Genomic DNA, 20,884 nt, shown 5'->3' on the forward strand with positions numbered 1-20,884 from the left:
ACCGTGTGGCGTACCTGGCGTCCTTTTGCGTTCGAGCGTTTTGCACAGTGCCTACCGTGTATTTCGAACGATGCGACGAAACCCTCAATGGCGCTGCGGATTTAATTGTTCACAGCCCGGCCGTCGATGCGAAGGGATGGCAGGCCCGCAGGCCCGCCGCGATGTATTTTTCGACAGAGGACACCGACACGTTCAATTCGGCAGCGATGTCCCGATGGCCCATGCCATGCAGCTTGCACAGCAACAGTGCTTCGCGGGCCTTGGGCGGTTTGGCCTGCAGCGCGTCATCGATTTGCACCAGCGCCTCGGCGGCCAGCGCCCGCTCCTCTTCGGACGGCACCAGCGGTTCGGCCTGCTGCATCAGGGATTCCAGGTGGCGGGCTTCGCGGTGACGGCGACGATAGAGGTCAATCACCATGCCTTTGGCGATCTGGGTCAAATGGCAGCGCGAGTCTTCGATCGAAGGCACGCGGCCCTTCTTGATGAGGTTGAGATAGATATCGTGGGCCAGATCCGCAGCATCCAACGAATTGCCCAGCTTGCGCCGCAGCAGGCTGCACAACCAGCGGTGATGGTCGATGTACAGCTTTTCGAATTGCCGTTTGGACGCAAACGCTCCGTTGTTCACAACACCTCTCCTGAGACGAATCCACCCGCGATCAGATTTTGACTAATGCGAATATGTATGATTATTATTTGCGATCATACGGTGTTCATAAAGCCCCTGCAACGCACCGGATTGCACGTCCTCTGACGCCCGGGTTCCCAGGCGTTACACCAGACCGAGGATGGGTCTGTCGGCACTTGGTGCCATCTCTACTTCTGACTGTTCAGTTTGATAAGGCGGGAAACTTCCATGATGGAACTCACTCCAGATACGTTTTCAAAACGATCTGCCACTGATTACGAAGCGCATATCTGGCTCTTGCAGCAGCAATATCCCGAACGCATTTCAAAGCACCTGAGTGCCTGGAAACTCGACGCAAATGTCGACCCCGCAAGGCTGGAGTCGGCACTCCAGGCGGTGATCGAATCAATCCCCGAGCTCAATGCCCGCTATCAGTTCAACGATGACGGCGAAGTCGACAAGGTCCAGGCGCGCGACTGGCAAGCGTGCATCGAGCGCATTCAAGTGACCGGTGACGCCGGCCACTACCTGCTCTCCGAACAAGCCGCGCCGTGGGACGCCGAACACCAGCCGCCATTCAAGGCGCTGATTATGCAAACGCCGGATGCGCCCATCCTGGCGCTGGTCCTGCACCCGATTCTGGACCAGACCTGCCAGGCGAACGACCTGTACCGCAAGATCATGCACACCACTGATACGCCACTGCCGTGGCTGCACCGCCAGGCGGACATCGGCGAGAACGCCGCCCAAACCGAAACACCTGAAGTCGCGGCCGTTATCCTCGCCGAGTTCCGCGAAGCCCTGGCGGAACCGGGCATGCTGGCGACGGATGACTTTTTCGACTTTGGCGGCCACTCACTGCTGGCCACCCGCATCATCGGCAAGCTGTCGAGCAGCCACGGCATCGAAGTCCAGTTCAACGATTTCTTCAGCGCACCCTCGGCAACCGCCTTGGCGGCACGCGCCCGGGTCATCGCGAAAAACGCTGCACCAACGACCGCCATCGGCTCGTCGCAAGATGTACAAAAAGCGCCGTTCGCACTGGCCCAGGCGTCCCTGGGACGCGCTTACGCCGCCTTCGAATTCGGCACCATCTTCAACCTGCCGTTTGCCATGGAGTTTCTCGACCCGGTGGATGAAGCGCTGTTCGAGCAGGCATTCCATGACCTGCTTGAGCGCCATGCCAGCCTGCGCAGCACCTTCCACTTCGAGCGTGGCGAGGCATACCAGCAAATCGTGCCGACCTCGCAGCTAGGGCAGTTCAAGTGGTTCTGGCCCAGCCGCGAAAGCCAGGGTGCCACCCTGCAAAGCGAAGCCACCTATCAGTTCGATCTGACCCGCGAGCTGCCCCTGCGGGTGCGCTTCATTCAGGACACTCAACATCAACGGCAAACCTTGTCGCTGCTCGTCCATCACATGGCCATTGATGAATGGTCGCTCAACGTGATGATGGAAGAACTGGCCCAGGCCTACCTGGCCCGAGCGGCCGACAAAGCGCCCGTCTGGAAAAGCCCGGCACCGTCCTTTCATGAATTCGCCGTGCGCCAGCAAGCCGCCGGGATCAACCAGAAGCACCTCGACTACTGGACCGGCATGCTGCGCGATGCCACCCGTGGCCTGACGCTGCCCTCCTCCGAGGCACCGCCGGCACAGGTATCGACCAAGGCTCAGTGGTTCGAGATCAAGCCCACCCAAGGCACGACCGACCACCTGTACGCCTTCGCCCGGCAGAACAACGCGTCACTGTTCGGCGTGGTCTATTCGGCAATCGTGCTCTCCCTGCACAAGCTCGGCGATTTGAAAGACCTGGTAGTGGGCACCTCGGCTTCCGGTCGCACAGATCCGGCGTATTACGACACGGTCGGCTACTTCACCACCATGGTCGCGCACCGCGTGCAATTCGATGCTCGACAAGCCGTCGGCGCCATGATTGAAAACGTCAGTCGCTTGATCAACGACTCGATGGCCTACGCCGATGTGCCGATGGAGCAGATTCAACAGGCCCTGGGCATGACCCCGGCGGATGGACTGCTGTTCGACGTGTACATCCAGATTCACGCCAACAACGCCTTGAACGGCGCCCTGCGCACACCGGATAACGGCGCGATCCGCTACCGCCAGATTGACCCGGACAAGACCCAGTCGATGTTCGGTATTCAGTTCGAGATCATGGAAAACACGCTGGACGGCAAGCGCGCATTGCGCCTGGTGGTGACCTACCGTTCGGACCGTTACAGTGCACAACAGATGGCGCGCATGAGCGCCACGATTGAGCAGATGTTCGCGCTGTTTGCGACACCTGGTGCAGACAGTCTCACCCTGGACCACATCCGCGTCTGACCTTCAACAGGGCCTTGGTAACACCAAGGCCCTGTCGTTCACGCACTACACCTCATGCATGCCATAACGCTGGAACGACGAGCGTTTGGGCAGGCGGTAATGCGGGCGGCCGAGCAGTTGATTGGCAATGCTCGCGTTACGAATCGCGGCAACGCCCAGGTCCGGCGAGCCCACGCCATGCTGGAAGATCTCGGCGTTCTGCACAAAGATACGCCCTGCCCCGTCATCACAGCGACGCGCAGTGAAGTCATCCTCCACAAGACAGTCACCGTGCTCATCGGTCTCCAGCACCGTCCCCTTGAGGCGCTCGAACCACTGCGGCCAGGCATGCCCGTAGCCCGTCGCGGCCACAATCGCGTCCGCCTCCAGGCTGCCGGCCTGATCCAGCTCACGGTGCCGATAGGCAATACGCAGCGTACCGGCGACGTCCTCGACCGTCTCGACTTCACAGTTCGACAGCAACGTCAGGCCAGGGTCACTGCCGCCGATGGAGCGCTCATAGATCAAGTCGTAGATAGCGGCGATCGTGGAAAAACTGATGCCCTTGTACAACAGGCCCTGCTTGGCCACGACCTCGCGACGGCGTTCACGCGGAAGGCTGTGGAAGTACTCCATGTAGGACGGCGTAAAGCACTCCTGCCCCAGCTTGGAGTATTCCATGGGGTGGAAACCGGCTGAACGGGTGATCCAGCGGATCGAGGCGCCTGCGGCGATTCGCTCAGGGGTCAGCTCGTTGAACAACGCGAGCACGCACTCGGCGGCGCTCTGGCCGGAGCCAATCACGGTGACACGCCGACATTCCGACAACTGTGCCTGGCGCTTGCCAAACTCTGCCGAATGCAGGATCGGTGCCGCGCTTTTCACCTGAGCCCATTGCGGCAATATCGGCGTAGTGCCGATGCCTACCGCCAGGTTTCGACTGGAATAGCAGCGTTTGAAGCCTGACACGGACTGGCTTTCAATCAGGAACTTGCCGGCTCCCGCGTCGTAAGTCACATCACAGATATCCTCGCCGAAGTGGCACGTCGGCAACTGCTGCGAAGCCCAACGGCAATAGTGGTCGTACTCGCGGCGCGGCACCTGGAAGTTCTCGTAGTAATAGAACTGGTACAGGCGATCGTGCTGGTGCAGGTAATTCAGGTAGCTCAGCTCGTGGGTCGGGTCGGCCATCGTCACCAGGTCCGCCAGAAACGGCACCTGCAACGTGGTGCCCGGCAAGAGCAACCCTTCATGCCAGCGAAATTCGGCTTTGCGATCCAGGAAAAGACTGGTCACCTCGCAATGTTTGGACAATAAAGCGGCCAACCCGAGGTTAAAGGGCCCGATGCCAACACCGGCGATATCTACAGTGGGTAAATCCGTCATCCAATCTGTCTCCCTGGGTAGTGCTATGTGGTTATGCGCAGGCGAGCAATCGCTCGACATCGTGTGCGTTACGGCAACGCAGTAATTGTCCGGGGGAAAGTGTCACCGCCAGCTCCTCCTGGAACCGCGCAGCGATGGCTTTCAAATGCTGGGGCCGCAGGCCCAGACTGATGAAGTCGACCGAGGCATTGGCGCCGTCCTGCGGGGGCCTGCCCAACACACTCAGGTAGATCGCCAAGACCTTGCTGCACAGGGTTTCAACGACCTCTTCGGCAGGCTCCAGCAACAAGCTGCGCGCGCGCGGGCGATCAGGCTTGCCGTTTTGCGACAACGGCAGCGCCTCCACCGCCAGGAATCGCGTGGGCACGTGGGATTGCGGCAAGTGCTCGCGGGCGAACTGGCGCAACGCGGCGGCGGTCAAGGGGGCGGCGTCTTCGGCGCTCACGTACAGCGCACCGATGTTGACCTCGCCCTGACGCTGTTCGCCGTAGTCCACCACCAGCACGTGCCTGACCGCAGGATGCTTGATCAGCTCGTTCTCGATGTCGGGCAGCGACACGCGCACGCCGCGCACCTTTACGTAGCCATTCACGCGGCTGTCGAACATCAACGTGCCGTCACGGCGATAGCGCCCGCAGTCACCGCTACGAAATGCACGTACGGCCTGGCCGTGCTCATCGATCACGCTGATGAATTCGGTGTGTGCCAGCGCGCCGTCTTCCAGGTAGCCCAGGGCCAGGTTGACGCCCGCCGTATGAATGCGGCCAACAACCCCTGCCGGGCAGTGCGCGCCCTGGGCGTCGAGCACCAGATAGCGGTTGCCCGGTAACGGTCGCCCGTAGGGAATTTGCAGTTGGTCATCGGCAGTGATGTCGTGCCAGATGCTCCAGATCGTGGTTTCTGTCGGCCCCCCCAGGGAAATCAGGCGCGCCGATGGCAGCAGCCCGCGCAACTCGGCGATCACGCCCGGCTTGATGTAGTCGCCGCCCTGGGCGATCAGGCGCAGGCTGGCCAAGTCATAGTCACCACGGCACGCCAGCAGCATTTCGAGGATGGCCGGCACGGAACACCACAGCGTCACACCGTGCCTGGCGATCAACTGATTCCAGCGCAGCGCATCCTTTTCCTCGCCGACGCCAGGCAGTACCAGCGTGGCGCCGGCCGTCAGGCAGCCGAGCACATCGAATACCGACATGTCGTGGTGCAGCGGGGTTACCGACATGAACACGTCGCTCTCGCTCACGCGCCAGTGTGACAAGGTGCTGCCGATCACATTGGCCGTGGCGCGGTTGCACAGCACCACGCACTTGGGCTTGCCGGTGGTTCCCGAGGTGTAGAGGTAATACGCCGGCGCTTCGCTCAGCGAGCGATCATCCAGTATTGGCGCACTGGCTTGCGGCCCGGCCAGCAACTCGTTCGGCGTGGCGTGGGCCTGCTCGACCGTCTCGCCTGAGCTGATGATCACCAGATCGGGGCGGCAGTTTTCCAACAGATACTGCCGACGCTCGTCCGGCGCCGAGGCGTCGATAGGCACCCAGATCACGCCCGTCAGTGCACAGGCCAAGGTCAGGGTGGTGTGCTCCGGGCTGCGTGGCAGGCAGATGGCGACCACTTGGCCCGGGCCGATGCCACGGGCCTTGAACGCCGCAATGACACGCGACACATCCGCTCCCAGTTCGGCGTAGCTGACCTGCCGCTCGCCGCTGATCAGGGCGATCCGTTGATTGGCGCCGTCGAACAGGTGCCTGGCGATTTGCGCCAGGAACCCTTCGGCACGGGCCTCGGTTGCCGCGCTGTTGAGGCAATAGTGAGACGTGTCGATGATCGCACCGGCGTCCACGGCAAACTCACCGCTGGCGCTGATCTGGCTGATGGCCTTTTCCAGCGCATCCAGGATGTCGTGAACCACCGCTGGGTCGAGGACTTCCCGTGCATAGTCGATATCCAGCACCAGCGCGCCCTCGGCGTTTGCCCAGAAGCGAATGTCCATGGCCACTTGAGGCGTCTGGGTCAGGCCGCCTTGCAACTGCATGGGACTGTCCGCCGCCGACACCGGCCAGGAAAAGCCATTGGTAATCACCACCGGCAGCACGGGTCCAGGGCCGTGGGATTCGAACAGCAACCGGGCAAGGTCCACGCCCGAATAGGCCAGGTGTTGCAGCCCTTCCAGCACGTCCACTTGCAGCTTCGCCGCACGCTCCGTAAAGGTGCCGGGCGCCTCGCTTCGGTTGATCGCGATAAAGCTGGAACGGTTGGCAAATGCACCGCCCGTTTGCGGCGCAACGGGCACCGCCACACACAAGCCGCCTTCATCGAGCCAGTGGGACAGCACCTCCATCACCAGCGCCATCAGGGCGGAGTTCTTGAATAGCCGCTGCCGGGCGCCCAATTTGCAGAAACCGTTGAATACCGCCTTGGGCACCTGTCGGCTCTGACGCTCGTAGCGCGAGGCCCGCACTTGATCGAGCGGCACGCGCCATGGCAAGCGTGGTGCGCCCGTCACGTCGGCGAGCTTGGTCTTCCAGTAAACCGCGTCGGCCTTGCGTTGATGGGCCTGATCCACCTGGGCAGGCGCAGCCTCGGCAGCGGCCTCATCACCGGTCAGTCCGTCGAACAGCTCGACCAACAACGCAGCAATGGAGCGGCCGTCGAGGATCAACGCATCCAGGCGCACGAACACGGTCAACTGGTGGTCGGGCAGGTGGAAGAGCGTGACATTCCAAGGCGCACGGTCCAGCTCGAAGATGGCGTGGGCGTAGGCCTCGCGGCGTTCATCGATGTACGCCGACGCGGCTTGCGCCGACATCGATGTAAGGTCGACTTCGTCTAGATTGATGCGGGCTTCATCGCTGACGTAACTGACCAACTTGAGCGCATCCACCCGTGTGCGCAGGCTGTCATGGCGCTGCACCATCGCTGCCAGGCGACTGCGCAGCAGCGTCGGGTCCATGGCCCCGTGGTATTCGCGAAACTCCTGCATGGCCACGCCGCCAAGAGGCACCTGGGTGCCACGCCCCAATAAGTACGCCTGCTGCAGGGCTGACAGTGGTTTTTCGAGTGTGCGCGAAATACCGACATTGAGCGTTTGATCCAACGCGCGCGAATCGGCCGCCACTTCCTGCGTGATCGCCACAAAGCGCTCAAAGAACGTCGTTACCCACGGCAGTGGCAACGCATCAAGACGAATATCCCAGTTGATCAGGATACCGCCATCGGCGCAGGCGATCTGTGCATCAAGCGCCACCTGAGGCCCTTGGGAGATGACCCAATTCATCGGGCCGAATACACGCCGCACGCGCGGCGAAAGCAAGTCGCCACCGGGCATGTCCAGCGCGGCAGTAAAGACCACCGGCGCCAGCTGTGGCGAGCCGTGATGGCGGGACAGGTCGCGCATCACATTCACCCCCGGATAGGCGCAATGCTCAAGCAGGCCGACCATTTTTTTCGCCAGCTGCACACACAGCGCGGCCGGCGTGGCGGCGGACTCGATGTCCACATCCAGAATCAACACATTGGCAAACTCACCCACCACGCGCTCGACATGATCCACCAGCGGTTGGCGCCAGAACGTCGGTACATTGAGACGAAAGCTACGGTCGCCGGTCTGCTCCCCGAGCACCGCCGCAAACAGCCCCATCATCAAGGTCGACAGGGTGATCCTGCGTTCCCGTGCCAGGTGTTCCAATGCCTGACGCTCGACAGGGCCCAGCCAGGTATGGAGTCGGTGGCTTTGCGCGTGCTCCGGCGGGTGTTCAAGCAATGGCAAGGTGGGGGCCGGAGCAACGTGCGCCAGGCGTTCACGCCACCAGGCACGGTCGCGATCCCGAGCGGCCTTGAGCGCCGGGTCGACACGCACCTTGTCGTACCAGTCGAAGAAGGATGGCGTGTTCGCCAGCGTGTCATCGGGCTGCTCGTAAATCCGGGCCAGGTCTTCCATCAGCGTGCGGAAACTGGAGGGGTCGATGGCGATCATGTCGGTATCGACATGCAGGCGAAACCTATCGTCGGCCATCAGGCTCACTGCAAACCGGGCGCCCGGCTCATGGCGCAGGTCCAGTTGCTGATGTGTCCACGCCTCCCGTTTGGCCAGCAGGTGGCGGGTGGCCTGCGACTCGGTCATGGCACGCAGGTCTTCGACTTCCAACCGCGGCGATTGGTCCATGGACGCGATGGATTGCAGCCCTTGCACATCCACGCGCATTCGCAGCATCGGATGCAGCAGGCTGGCCCGCTCTAGCGCTTGGTGTAACCGGTCCAGGTCAATGCACTGGCCATCGAACTCGGCATAAAGATGAGCCGAAACTCTCCCTAAAAAGGCATGAGCAGTACGCCCGATCCAACAGGCGGCCTGCATCGAAGTTAACTCTCTCATGGTCCACTCATGTGATTGACAAATCTAAATGATTAGCGTCACCTATTAGAAACGATAATGATTATATTTCAAGGTATAATTTTTTGACCACAAGCCACGGAGGCTTTCTGCACATGAGAACGGGCACCCTTAGGACGAGCGACATGGATGAGGTGCAACAGCTTGACGAAACGCGGAGTTTTTCATTCACCTCCGGCGATCGTGAGCTGGCGGTCAGCGGCATGTTGCAACGAATCGAAACGCCGGCCATCGCCGGTGAAAACGCCAGCAGCCTGTTTCAAAAAACCGTCTCGCACGCCTTTGAACAAGCGCGCAAAGCGGGCCAGGCCAACCCGATGATCGTCGGCGCCATCCCCTTCGATCCCGCTGAAGCGTCCTGCCTCTACATCCCCGAACACGCCGAGTGGCGCGCCCGCAGCGGTGCCGTGCACACCGGTGCGGCCTCGATGCCGGAACTGCTTGAACAAAAAAACATACCGGACGAGCAAGGCTTCAAGCGCACGGTCGAACACGCCATCGTCAACTTCCGCCACAGCGACGTGCGCAAGGCCGTGCTCTCGGTGCAGCGTGAATTGCTGTTTGCCCGGGATGTGGACGTGAGCGCCATGCAGAACAATCTGCGTGCCCAGAATCCCAGCGGCTACCACTTCCGCGTGCCCATGCCGGACGGCGCCACGCTGATCGGCGTCAGCCCCGAATTGCTGGTGCACAAGGACGGTCTGGAATTCGTGTCCAATCCCCTCGCCGGCTCGGCCAAGCGTATGGCTGACCCCGAAGCCGACCGGCGCAACGCCGACTGGCTGGCCGCCTCGGAAAAAGACCACTATGAACACCGCCTGGTGACCGAAGACATCGCCTCCCAGCTCGGCCCATTGTGCACACGGCTGGACGTGCCACAGCGCCCTAGCCTGATCAGCACGCCTGCGCTGTGGCACCTCTCCACCCGGATCGAAGGCACCCTGGCCGACCCCGGCATCTCTGCCTTGCAGTTGGCGTGCCGCCTGCACCCAACCCCTGCGGTGTGTGGTTTCCCTACCGAGCGCGCCCGGCACCTGATCCGCTTCGTCGAGCACGTTGAGCGAGGCCTGTTCACCGGCATGGTCGGCTGGTGCGACGCCCAGGGTAACGGCGAATGGGTCGTGACCATCCGCTGCGGCACCATCAAGCGCAACAAGGTCCGCCTGTTCGCCGGCGCCGGCATCGTCGAAGCCTCAAGCCCCGACTCCGAATGGACAGAAGTCCAGACCAAGCTCGGCACCATGCTGCGCGCATGCGGCCTGGCCCACTAATTTCCCCATTTTTCAGCAGTGACCCTCATGACCCTAGAATTCACGCACTGGCCCCTCGAAAGAGCACAACGCTATCGGGAAAACGGCTACTGGATCGATCAACCCCTCACCCACCTGCTCCAGGCAAGCAGCCAGGCACAACCCCAGGCTTGCGCGATCATTTGCGGCGAGCGTCGCTTCAGTTATGACGAGCTGGATCAACTGTCCTCCAACCTCGCCTCGCGCCTGGCCGGCAGCGGGCTTGGCCACGGCGACACCGCGCTGGTGCAACTGCCCAACATCGCCGAGTTCTACATCGTGCTGTTCGCGCTGCTCAAGGCCGGCATCGTGCCGCTCAACGCGCTCTACAGCCATCGCAAACTGGAGCTTAAAAGCTACGCCAGGCAAATCACGCCAAAGCTGTTGATCGCCTCCCGTGAGCATGAAGTGTTTCGTGATGACGGCTACCTCGCCGACCTCAACGAAGTCGGCGCAAGCCCTGAGGTCACGCTGTTCCTCGGCGAACAGCACGCCCCCAACAACCTGGCTGCCTGGATCGAAAGCCCGAGCGAGAGCCCCGTGGATTTCTCCCCCAGCGCACCGGAGGAAGTGGCCCTCTTCCAGTTGTCCGGCGGCAGCACCGGTACACCCAAGCTCATCCCACGCACCCACAATGACTACCACTACAACGCCCGCACCAGTGCCGAGGTGTGCGGCCTGACCGCACAAACACGCTTCCTGTGCGCCCTGCCGGCAGCGCATAACTTCCTGCTCAGCTCCCCGGGTGCCCTGGGCGTGCTGTACGCAGGCGGTACCCTCATCATGGCGCCGAGCCCGGAACCGCAGACCTGCTTCGCAATGATCCAGCGCCACGAAGTCAACACCGTCGCCCTGGTGCCCAGTGCCGTCGCGTTGTGGCTGCAGGCCGCGCCGCAGCACGCCGAACAACTGCAATCGCTTGAATTCCTGCAGGTCGGCGGCGCCGTGTTCGCCGACTCGCTGGCCCGCCAGGTGCCCGGGGTGCTCGGCTGCAAACTGCAGCAGGTGTTCGGCATGGCCGAGGGCCTGATCAACTACACCCGCCTGGATGACATCGACGAGCAAATCTTTACCACCCAAGGCCGCCCGATCAGCCCGGGGGACGAAATCAAAATCGTCGATGAACAGGGTGTGCCCGTAGCGCCCGGCGAGCCCGGCCTGTTGGCCACCCGCGGCCCCTACACCTTCTGCGGCTACTACAAGAGTCCCGAACAGAACGCCCAGGCCTTCGACAACGAGGGTTACTACTACTCCGGTGACCTGGTGCAAATGACACCCGGCGGTGACCTGCGCGTCGTCGGCCGGGTCAAGGACCAGATCAACCGGGGTGGCGAAAAAGTCGCTTCCGAAGAGATTGAAAACCTCATCGTGTTGCACCCCGACGTCACCCACGCCGGTCTGGTCGCCATGCCCGACGCCGCACTGGGGGAAAAGAGCTGCGCCTTCGTCGTCTCGTGCAATCCCAACCTCAAGCCGCCCGCCCTGCGTCGCCACCTGATGGAACTGGGCATCGCCGAATACAAACTGCCCGACCGCATCCGGCTGATCGACACCATGCCGCTCACCGCCGTGGGCAAGATCGACAAGAAACAGCTGCGCCAACTGCTGACGGCGGAAACCACCCGCGCCTGGCTGAAAACCCGCGTATTGCAATTGATCGAAGACGGCGAAGCACTGGACCCCGAGGAAAACCTGATTTTCTACGGCCTCGACTCCCTGCAAGTGATGAAACTTGCCGCCGAACTCAAGGCGCGTGGAATCGCCGTCACCTTTGAAGAGCTGGCCGACTCGCCCACGCTCGCCAGTTGGTGGTCGCTGGTGGACACGCGGCAAAAAGCGGCCTGAACGGGCCGCTTCGCCCAGTCGATTTAAAAGGAGTTAGAGATGACGTTATCCACGGCCGACCAAAGCAGGCTTGAGCACTTCTGGCAGCACTGCGTGACCCATCAGTACTTCAACATCGGCTACCCCGAATCCGCCGATTTCGATTACTCCCAGTTGCACCGTTTCCTGCAGTTTTCGATCAACAATTGCGGGGACTGGAACGAGTACAGCAACTATGTGCTGAACTCGTTCGACTTTGAAAAGGACGTGATGACGTACTTCTCCGAGCTGTTCGACATTGCGCTCGAAGACAGCTGGGGCTACGTCACCAATGGCGGCACCGAAGGCAATATGTTCGGCTGCTACCTGGCCCGCGAACTGTTCCCTGACGGCACCCTGTATTACTCCAGGGAAACCCACTACTCGGTGGCCAAGATCGTCAAGCTGCTGCGCATCAAATGCCGCGCCGTCGAATCCCTGCCCAACGGCGAGATCGACTACGACGACCTGATGCTCAAGATCGCCGACGACCAGGAGCGTCACCCGATCATCTTCGCCAATATCGGCACGACGATGCGTGGCGCGGTGGACAATATCGCGACCATCCAGCAACGGCTGCAACTGGCGGGCATTGCCCGGCGTGACTACTACCTGCATGCCGACGCGGCGCTGAGCGGGATGATCCTGCCCTTCGTCGACCACCCGCAACCCTTCACGTTTGCCGACGGCATCGATTCGATCTGCGTGTCCGGGCACAAGATGATTGGTTCGCCGATCCCGTGCGGCATCGTGGTCGCCAAGCGCAAGAACGTGGCGCGCATCTGCGTGGAAGTCGACTACATCCTGGCCCATGACAAAACCATCAGCGGCTCACGCAATGGCCACACGCCGCTGATGATGTGGGCGGCACTGCGCAGCCACTCGTTCGCCGACTGGCGCCAGCGTGTCCGCCACTGCCTGGACCAGGCGCAATATGCCGTGGATCGCTTCCAGGCAGCCGGCATCGATGCATGGCGCAACGAGAACTCCATCACCGTGGTGTTTCCCTGCCCGTCGGAAAGCATCGCGAAAAAGTATTGCCTGGCCATCTCCGGTGGCACCGCGCACTTGATCACCACGCCCCATCATCACGACAACTGCATGATCGACGCCTTGATTGATGAGGTCATCGCCGAGCGTGACAGCAACGCCTGGGGCACTGGCGCCGCCCGTGCGCGTCAAGGCGCCCATGAACAGCCCCCCGCCGCTGCCCGGCTGGCGTGTCCACGCTTCGACGTCATCTGAAACGAACCCTTTATTAGAGACAAACACTATGTCGTCACTGAAAACCCCCGAGGCGTGCGAAAGCCTCACCGACATACGCGCGGGCATCGACTTTTTCGACCGTCAGATCCTGGAGTCACTGCAACAACGCTTGGGTTACGTGAAGGCCGCCGTGCGCTTCAAGGCCAACGAACAAGCGATCCCCGCGCCGGAACGGGTGGCGGCGATGCTGCAGGACCGCCGCGAGTGGGCCGTCGAAACTGGATTCGATGTGGATTTTGTGGAAAAACTCTACGAACACATCATTTATTGGAACATCCAGCAGCAAATTTCACATTGGCGAGCGCTTTATCCGCAGCAAAGTACGGAAAACGCCGGCTAAAGCGTCGAAAGGCCCGAGAATTCAGGTCCATCCGCCAGGGTGGACTTGACCCCCACGTATCACACATTTCCATGGCCAGTTTGAGGCGGGTTGCACGCTGCTCTAACATGCAACGCCGCCTCTACCGCCTGTTATATCCCGAAAATAGCTTCAATTTCGATATTCAGTTCCGGGGAAAACAATTTGGAAACCTCGACCAGGGAGCTGGCAGGGAGATGCCCATCATAGTGCTGCGCCAGCACCTTGCGCAGTTCGCCGGCCTGCCTGAAGTCGGTGATGAAGATAGTCACTTTCAAGAGTGCAGACATATCGGTGCCCTCCTCGACTGCAACCGTTTTAATCTGCTGCAAAATAGCATTGGCCTGTTTTTCAAGACCTTGCCCTTGAGCCTCAGTGCCGAATGCAGTAAAGCCTGACAGATAGAGCGTGTGGCCATTTTTTACTGAATGCGAATAGGGCCCCACTGCGGGAGGAAGTGCCGGGTAATTTTTACGTTCGATATTAGCGCTTGGCATATGAGTAAGTCCGAATTTTAGTGCATGGGTGATTATGAGTTTATGAATTAAAGTACGTGGCCAGGTGATTTTCAAGTTAGCCATGTTCTCAAAGTCCGGCAAAAGACAATAGTCACGTTTCTGCACGATTACTGCCTGATCCTCTAAGTGTGGATTTTTCCAACACGCTGCGCTTTCTGCATGTGTAATAATTTCGTATGACAATGTGTAAATATGGGTCTTACCCCACTGTGCCTGCAAAGGAGGCCCTAATTGGCGGAAAACTATCGTTTTGCGGCTGAAGATGGCCGAGTGGCGCTCAGGGATATGATTCGTGGGCTTCTCACTGAGGAGGGCCGCTTCCCAACCCCTATCGAGGGTTTTACGCTGCACCGCTATGACCATTCAGATACGGCAAAACCCCACTTCTACAAGCCGATACTTATTATCGCAGTACAGGGGAGGAAGTGGGTTCGTATGGGTGTCAATGATATTTCATTCGGGGAGTACACATGTTTTATCGCCGGCGTGAACATGCCCGTCTCCAGTTGTCTCCTGGAAGCGACTTCCGAGAGGCCCTACCTGTCAGTTTCCCTGGATCTTGACAGGCCTTTGATCGCTGCATTAGCTGCTAGAATTCCAGCGCCGACTGAATATAATCACGACATTGCCGTTGGCGCAGCGGTACAAGAACTCAGCCCGGAATTGCTTGATGCTTTTTTAAGAATGCTTGAATTACTCGATAAGCCAGAGCACGCCAAGGCATTAGGAGCGCTAATATCGCAAGAAATTCACTACCGACTGCTCACAACACCCTTTGGACATCAACTTCGACTTTTGAATACAGTCGGTTCTCAAAACAATAAAATTGATCAGGCGATCATGTGGCTGCGGGAAAATTACCGGGAAACGTTGCAGGTAGATAAATTGGCCGGGACATTGAATATGGCGCCTTCCACTTTATACAAGTATTTTAAAAAATAACGACACTCAGCCCTTTGCAATATCAGAAGCGTCTGCGTTTGGATGAGGCGCAACGCCTGATGCTGGTTGAAGATTGCGATGTGACAGAAGCGGCCTTAATGGTCGGCTATGAAAGTGCCAATCAATTTGGTCGAGAATATAAGCGGCTGTTTGGCGAGCCGCCCAGAAAGAATGTCGTCAACATCAAGACCGGTAGGCAGTAGCCGCTTGGAGCCGCGATTTTGATGCCCCTGCGGATCAGATCAGGTTGAACCTCTGTCACTCAGGCGGACTCCCAAACCTGAATCCAGGAGAAACATATGAGCCAAACAGCTTTGGTCGTCGGCGCCAGCGGCATCGTCGGCAGCGCCATCACTCAGTTATTAATCGACAACAACTGGCAGGTCGCCGCGCTGTCCAGGCACCCATCGCAAGCGCCAGGCGTGATCCCCGTGGCGGCAGACCTTCAGGATCCCGCTTCGCTGGAACACGCGCTCGCGGGTTTGAAGCCCACGCATGTGTTCATTACGGCATGGTCACGGCAAGCCACGGAAGCCGAGAACATTCGTGTCAATGCGGCCATGGTTCGCAACGTGCTGGCCGCCATTCGTCCAGCCAGGAGCGTTGAACACGTAGCGCTGGTCACGGGGCTGAAACACTACCTCGGCCCATTCGAAGCCTATGGTAACGGCAGCCTTCCGCAAACACCGTTCCGCGAGGATCAGGGTCGTCTGGACATCGAAAATTTCTACTACGCCCAGGAAGACGAACTCTTCGCCGCAGCTGAAAAGGACGGCTTTACCTGGAGCGTTCATCGCCCGCATACGGTCACCGGGGTTGCTGTAGGCAACGCGATGAACATGGCCACCACCCTCGCTGTCTATGCCTCGATTTGTAAACAGACCCATCGCCCTTTTGTATTTCCCGGATCAACAGTGCAGTGGGACAGCCTCACTGACATGACGGATGCCCGGCAGTTGGCCAAACAACAATTGTGGGCGGCCACTACGCCGGCTGCGGCCAATCAGGCATTTAACGTCACGAATGGCGATGTCTTTCGTTGGAAATGGATGTGGAGCCGAATTGCCGAATACTTCGACGTGCCTGCCGCCGATTATCCCGCTTCACCCTCCCCCCTTGCCGGGCAGATGGCTGACGACCAAGCCGTATGGACGCAAATGGTCGCGCAATTCGGGCTGAAGGAATCCGATATCGGTCGGCTGATATCCCCATGGCATACCGATGCGGACCTGGGTCGACCCATCGAAGTGGTCACGGACATGTCGAAAAGCCGTGCCATGGGCTTCACCGCCTACCAGGCGAGCGATCAGGCATTTTTCGACGTGTTCGACAAACTACGCGAGACACGCTTGATACCTTAGGCCGTTCCTGAGACGCCAGGCCGTTTGTTGCCTCTCACCGCAGGCATCAATCGGCCAGGAGTGCCCAGCGTTCGTGATCACACCAGACTCCGCCGATCTGAAGGTATTTCGCAGAAAACCCCTCTTTCGTGAATCCGAGACGTTTGACCAGTGCTATTGATCGCACATTTTCAGGTTGAATATTGGCTTCGATACGGTGAAGCCCTAATTCCTCAAAGGCATACCTCGTTGTCAACCCCACCGCCTGGGACATTCTTCCAGTCCCGGCAAACGAAGCCATGCCCCAGTAACTGAGATAGGCGTTTTGAAATCCTTTATAGAAGATCTGGCTTAGATGGGTGACTCCCACAATGTGCCCGGATTCTCTATCGCGGGCCACCAGCCCAACGCTTGCGCCCGTAATGTGTGCCGAATACCACTCCTCGAACCCTGAAGCGGTCGTGAACGGCTGTACCCAGCGGCCATGATATTCAAGGCTTTCCCGATTCGCGTGGAGAAGCTCGTCCCTATCTTTGCGCGTGACCCGGGCAAGCCTGACGTTCGACATTTCCATAGCGGCACCTCTTCTTACCTTTTGTCCTGGGCTACAGCTCCAATGAGAGTCGAAAACATCTCTTCTGCCTCGGCAACGGAGCAATTTCCACGTGTAACGGCGCATGTCAGCGCGTCTCCCGCCGCAACCAGTGCCGCGCAGGCCAATGCCAGCGATTCCAGGCGAACGCTTGAGTGAGGCCGTAGGACTTCCACGAACATCTCGATCACCGCGTCAACCAACTCTTGGTACACGCCAGCTTTCTCATCGCTTCCTGCAAGCGCCGCGCCGACAGCATGAAATTCGTCACCCTGGTCGGTTCCGCAGGCCAGATAGGCTTTAGCCAAAGCCAATACAGTGTCTTTCGCCGGTCGATTTTCCTGAGCCATAAGCGTGCGAAACGCGGTAATACGTTCGGTGTCTATCCAACGATAGAGGTCAATCAAAAGACCGGTTCTGGTCTCGAAATGCTCGTAGGTCACAGGCTTTGAAACGCCTGCGCACACTGCCAGGTGGCCCAGCGTCAGTCGATCCGCACCTTCCTCCCGAACGATCACACGCGCCGTTTCGAGCAGTTGCTGACGCCGCTCGGGCTTCGGCAGACGACCTGAGGTCCTCTTGTCGGCGACGATCTTTGTGTTTTTCACTTGCATACCTACAACCTACTATCTGTAAAGTTAGTGGAGCACAGGTGTTGAGACGTTACAAGCGTCTGGAAGAATGCAAGGTAGGGGTTGAGGCCTTGATCAGCGTGTAAACGTTTTTTCGAGCACAGAATTTGGCCAGGTTGCCTCTGCAATACGCATGAAATTATTGCCGTAGATCGCTTGGATATCCGCATCTGAATAACCCAAGCGCGTCAATTTCTGTGCGACCTCACCCAGGGTCTCGGGCTGCAACTGAACATGTCCGTTCATCTGGCCATAGTGCTCAATCGGCCACCAGTCGTTCTCGTCTTCACCTTCCGGCAAATCTTTGTGCTCGGGGTACAACTCGGTATCCAAACCTATGCCGATATGGCTTGTCCCGATGCGCTCTGCCAGATAGTCGATTTGTCGAACGTAAGCGTCTACGGAGGCCGATGGGTCGCCCAGGAATATGCCTAGGCCTGTAAGTCCGATGACGCCACCTTGAGCCGCACAGGCTAATATTTGTTCGTCATCGATTGTTCGCGGGTGATCAAAAACCGCTTTAACGTTGGTGTGGGAGAAAATCGCGGGGCGCTGTGAAATTTCCATAATTTCAAGACTTGAGCGTTTGCTGGCGTGCGAACAGTCAATAACAATTCCCGCTGTATTAATACTCTGAACGACCTTGCGTCCCAGGGTGGTCAATCCGCTACCTGCGCCATGGCAGCCGCCAGCACAACTGTTGTCGCGGTTGTAGGCAAGCAACATCTGGCGAACCCCCAGGCTTGCGAACAGTGCCACCATCGCAGGGTCCTGCCGCAGCATATTGGAACCTTCGAGGTCAAAGGAGACCGCAAGCTTTCGAGACGTGTGCGCATGGTAGATATCGTCAACGCTGGCGACCAGGACAAAGTCTTCAGGGTGTTGAGCGAGCCAGCTCCTGAAACCCGCAAGCGTTCGCATCACGGTTTCAAACGGGGTCATGTCCATGCCCACGTTGATCGAGACATGATGAAAGCCGGCTTCTCGGTACCTGTTCAGGCGCGACATATCCTGTCCGGGAATCAATGGCAGGCACGCATGGGCCTCCCATTGAATCGCCGGGACCTTACTGACTCCTGATGGGTCAAGCTTCATCATTTAAACCCCGTCCAATCGGTTCGCTGTCCACTCGTGCGCCAATGATGCCATGGCGCACTTCGCAATCTGAGCATCCTGCACATGCAACCCATTACATCTGCGAACTGTTAACGCTATCACGGGCTACCGTCTACAGGTATTTAAGACGTTCCAGAGCAGCCACTGGCGCTCAACAAAACTGATGACTTGAAGGTGAACCAGACAATTCATCGGTCCCCTCCTCCACCCGTAAGCGCGAACTGGCCCGCGAAGAATCTCGGAGCGCCGCGTGAGACCTGCGTCGCGGCGTTACCGTTGACGTTCTTCGCGAGCCAGTTCGCGCCTACAAAGGGGTTGCGTTGGTCACCGCAGGTTCTTGTCCAGGAACGCCCGTATCACTGGAATGATCTCCTTGGCATGGGTTTCCAGCGCAAAGTGCCCGGTGTCATAAAAACGAATATCCGCCTTGGGAATATCGCGCTTCCACGCCTCGGCGCCGGCCGGCACGAAGAATGGGTCGTTCTTTCCCCAGACCGCGAGCAGCGGTGGCTGGTACTGGCGGAAGTACGCCTGGAAGGCCGGGTACATCGCTACGTTGGAGGCGTAGTCCAGCAACAGGTCGAGCTGGATGTCGGCATTGCCCGGCCGGGATACCTGCAGCCCTTCCAGGGTGTAGCCATCGGGTGAAACCGCGCTTTGGTCGGACACGCCTTCCAGGTACTGCCACTTGATCGAGGCGGGGGTTGGGAAGTCGCGCAGGGCGTCACGGTTTTGCTGGGTCGGGGCCTGCCAGTAGCGTTGGATAGGCGCCCATCCTTTGCCCAGGCCTTCTTCGTACGCGTTGCCGTTTTGGGAAATGATCGCGGTCACCCGCTCCGGATGGGCGCTGGCCATGCGCCAGCCCACGGGGGCGCCGTAGTCGTGGACCATCAGCGCGTATTTATCGAGTTTGAGCTGTTCGGTGAACTGGCCAATGGTCTTGGCCAGTTGGCTGAAGGTGTAGGCGTATTCGCCGCGTGGAGGGCCTTGGGTGAAGCCGAAGGCCGGCAGGTCTGGCGCGATGACGTGATAGCGGTCGGCAAGCTCGGGCATGAGTTCGCGGAACATGAAGGATGAACCGGCGAAGCCGTGCAGCAGCAACACGGTCGGCGCGCTGGGGTCGCCGGCCTCGCGGTAGAACACCTTGACGGCACCGACCTGCTCATAGCGGTAATGCACTGTGTTGTCGGCATGGACAGCGCCGCTCATCAGCAAGGAGGCAGCGAGCCCGGCAGCGGCCAGGGAGGCGTTGGATGGAGTCATGATGTGGCTTCCTGTGTAACCGTTAAAGTTGGTGTTTGAAGGTTATTCCCAGATTTGGTAACCTGTCAAACATAATTTATTGGTTACAGGCTGCCCCCATGAATCCGAACAGCACTGCCTCAGGCGCACTTTTTCTGGCTGACAACCTTGCCCTCGATTTCATTAACTCCGAGTACGGGGTGGGTGATCAGCGCCATGACTGCTTCGTCGATGATCACAGCGTCATGAGTTGGCTGACGCAAGCGGGGCTGTTGTCCGAGCACGTTGAGCTGCAGGCTCCGAGTGGGCTGCTGGCGCTCGCGCGCACGCTTCGCGCGAGTTCAAGGGCGGTGGTGAATGCCGCAATGACAGGCGTTCCCGTCGATCCTGCGCTGATCAACCAGGTGCTTGAAGCGGGGCAGCCGGTGAGCCGGCTGGAATGGGCACAGGAGAAGAAGGCATTTCGAGCTGCCACTTATCCTCGGGACAGCAGTCCGGCCAGCCTGCTTGGGCCGGTGGCCGAGGCGCTGGTGGGCCTGGTCACTCACGATAAGTTTGAATACGTGCGGCAGTGCGAGGCTCACGACTGCGTGCTGCTGTTCCATGACCTGAGCAAATCACACCGCCGCCGCTGGTGCAGCATGGCGACCTGCGGCAACCGGATGAAAGTGGCGGCGTTTCGTTCCAGGAATAAACCTTGATCGTTCTTGCCGCCCGTGTCCGGCGAAGGCGGTGCGCGCGCCATGAATGGTCGCGCCCCTTTTCTTATTGATGAGTGTCCGCTTCCTCAGCCGGATAAAACTCGCCCTCCTTGCCGATTTCTTTCAGGCGTTCGCGCACAATGGCCTCAATGCTGGCGACGGCGGCTTGATCGTCAGGGTTGACCAACTGCAAGCACAGGCGTCGGATATTCTGATCGTGGGTGCCCTCGCTCATCATTTCGTGGGTGAAGGCTTGTTCGCCACGCCACAGGCACAGCTGGGTATGCGTCCCGCCGAGCCAT

18 protein-coding genes are annotated in these 20,884 nt (G+C 59.5%); 9 read left to right on the top strand and 9 right to left on the bottom strand.

Features of this window, described 5'->3' with window-relative positions:
- Positions 1-109: 109 nt before the first annotated feature.
- Positions 110-628: a sigma-70 family RNA polymerase sigma factor gene (locus BFP96_RS25875; RefSeq protein ID WP_065888161.1), complete on the bottom strand. Its 519-nt coding sequence runs from the start codon at positions 626-628 to the stop codon at positions 110-112.
- Positions 629-856: 228 nt separating this feature from the next.
- Here BFP96_RS25875 and BFP96_RS25880 point away from each other — a divergent pair, with 228 nt between their 5' ends.
- Complete coding sequence (locus BFP96_RS25880) at positions 857-2,968, top strand: condensation domain-containing protein (protein ID WP_065937270.1); 2,112 nt, start codon at positions 857-859, stop codon at positions 2,966-2,968.
- A 45-nt stretch (positions 2,969-3,013) separates the two neighbouring features.
- Here BFP96_RS25880 and basC read toward each other — a convergent pair whose 3' ends face one another.
- Positions 3,014-4,333 carry a putative histamine N-monooxygenase gene (gene basC, locus BFP96_RS25885; RefSeq protein ID WP_065937271.1) on the bottom strand — a complete coding sequence of 440 codons (1,320 nt, stop codon included), beginning with the start codon at positions 4,331-4,333 and terminating at the stop codon, positions 3,014-3,016.
- A 31-nt stretch (positions 4,334-4,364) separates the two neighbouring features.
- Entirely contained in the window at positions 4,365-8,705 is a 4,341-nt protein-coding gene (locus BFP96_RS25890; protein ID WP_065937272.1) for an amino acid adenylation domain-containing protein, read from the bottom strand.
- 113 nt (positions 8,706-8,818) lie between these two features.
- Here BFP96_RS25890 and BFP96_RS25895 point away from each other — a divergent pair, with 113 nt between their 5' ends.
- The 4 genes from BFP96_RS25895 to BFP96_RS25910 are packed head-to-tail and all read left to right on the top strand — an operon-like array spanning position 8,819 to position 13,481.
- Positions 8,819-9,994, top strand: coding sequence for an isochorismate synthase (locus BFP96_RS25895; protein WP_065937273.1), 1,176 nt, complete (start codon positions 8,819-8,821; stop codon positions 9,992-9,994).
- A 27-nt stretch (positions 9,995-10,021) separates the two neighbouring features.
- Positions 10,022-11,857 carry a (2,3-dihydroxybenzoyl)adenylate synthase gene (locus BFP96_RS25900; protein ID WP_065937274.1) on the top strand — a complete coding sequence of 612 codons (1,836 nt, stop codon included), beginning with the start codon at positions 10,022-10,024 and terminating at the stop codon, positions 11,855-11,857.
- Positions 11,858-11,896: 39 nt separating this feature from the next.
- Positions 11,897-13,120, top strand: a complete 1,224-nt coding sequence (locus BFP96_RS25905; RefSeq protein ID WP_065937275.1) for a histidine decarboxylase — start codon at positions 11,897-11,899, stop codon at positions 13,118-13,120.
- Between the two features lie 28 nt (positions 13,121-13,148).
- Positions 13,149-13,481 carry an isochorismate lyase gene (locus BFP96_RS25910; RefSeq protein ID WP_065937276.1) on the top strand — a complete coding sequence of 111 codons (333 nt, stop codon included), beginning with the start codon at positions 13,149-13,151 and terminating at the stop codon, positions 13,479-13,481.
- 131 nt (positions 13,482-13,612) lie between these two features.
- Here BFP96_RS25910 and BFP96_RS25915 read toward each other — a convergent pair whose 3' ends face one another.
- Complete coding sequence (locus tag BFP96_RS25915) at positions 13,613-14,122, bottom strand: RidA family protein (RefSeq protein WP_256549192.1); 510 nt, start codon at positions 14,120-14,122, stop codon at positions 13,613-13,615.
- Between the two features lie 126 nt (positions 14,123-14,248).
- Here BFP96_RS25915 and BFP96_RS25920 point away from each other — a divergent pair, with 126 nt between their 5' ends.
- From BFP96_RS25920 to BFP96_RS25925, 3 genes are all read left to right on the top strand, one after another.
- A complete protein-coding gene (locus BFP96_RS25920; RefSeq protein ID WP_218188749.1) occupies positions 14,249-14,959 on the top strand; it encodes an AraC family transcriptional regulator in 711 nt (236 codons plus the stop codon).
- Positions 14,956-15,162 carry a helix-turn-helix domain-containing protein gene (locus BFP96_RS31030; RefSeq protein WP_305885266.1) on the top strand — a complete coding sequence of 69 codons (207 nt, stop codon included), beginning with the start codon at positions 14,956-14,958 and terminating at the stop codon, positions 15,160-15,162. The genes BFP96_RS25920 and BFP96_RS31030 overlap by 4 nt, the downstream gene beginning before the upstream one ends.
- 96 nt (positions 15,163-15,258) lie before the next feature.
- Positions 15,259-16,320: an SDR family oxidoreductase gene (locus BFP96_RS25925; RefSeq protein ID WP_065937277.1), complete on the top strand. Its 1,062-nt coding sequence runs from the start codon at positions 15,259-15,261 to the stop codon at positions 16,318-16,320.
- Between the two features lie 46 nt (positions 16,321-16,366).
- On the opposite strand, the gene BFP96_RS25930 is transcribed toward BFP96_RS25925, so the two are convergent.
- The 4 genes from BFP96_RS25930 to BFP96_RS25945 form a co-directional block, all read right to left on the bottom strand.
- Positions 16,367-16,873, bottom strand: coding sequence for a GNAT family N-acetyltransferase (locus BFP96_RS25930; protein ID WP_240996978.1), 507 nt, complete (start codon positions 16,871-16,873; stop codon positions 16,367-16,369).
- A 14-nt stretch (positions 16,874-16,887) separates the two neighbouring features.
- Positions 16,888-17,505, bottom strand: coding sequence for a TetR/AcrR family transcriptional regulator (locus tag BFP96_RS25935; RefSeq protein WP_083203259.1), 618 nt, complete (start codon positions 17,503-17,505; stop codon positions 16,888-16,890).
- Positions 17,506-17,598: 93 nt separating this feature from the next.
- Complete coding sequence (locus tag BFP96_RS25940; protein ID WP_256549193.1) at positions 17,599-18,621, bottom strand: membrane dipeptidase; 1,023 nt, start codon at positions 18,619-18,621, stop codon at positions 17,599-17,601.
- Positions 18,622-18,963: 342 nt separating this feature from the next.
- Positions 18,964-19,902, bottom strand: a complete 939-nt coding sequence (locus BFP96_RS25945; RefSeq protein WP_065891690.1) for an alpha/beta fold hydrolase — start codon at positions 19,900-19,902, stop codon at positions 18,964-18,966.
- Between the two features lie 98 nt (positions 19,903-20,000).
- Between BFP96_RS25945 and BFP96_RS25950 the strand changes: the two genes are divergently transcribed.
- Positions 20,001-20,582, top strand: coding sequence for a CGNR zinc finger domain-containing protein (locus tag BFP96_RS25950; protein ID WP_065937278.1), 582 nt, complete (start codon positions 20,001-20,003; stop codon positions 20,580-20,582).
- A 64-nt stretch (positions 20,583-20,646) separates the two neighbouring features.
- Here BFP96_RS25950 and BFP96_RS29735 read toward each other — a convergent pair.
- On the bottom strand, positions 20,647-20,884 hold a 238-nt coding region (locus BFP96_RS29735; protein ID WP_083216695.1), incomplete at its 5' end, for a hypothetical protein.

It is taken from the genome of Pseudomonas sp. 34 E 7 (genome assembly GCF_900005715.1).
Taxonomy (GTDB): Bacteria; Pseudomonadota; Gammaproteobacteria; order Pseudomonadales; family Pseudomonadaceae; genus Aquipseudomonas; species Aquipseudomonas orientalis_A.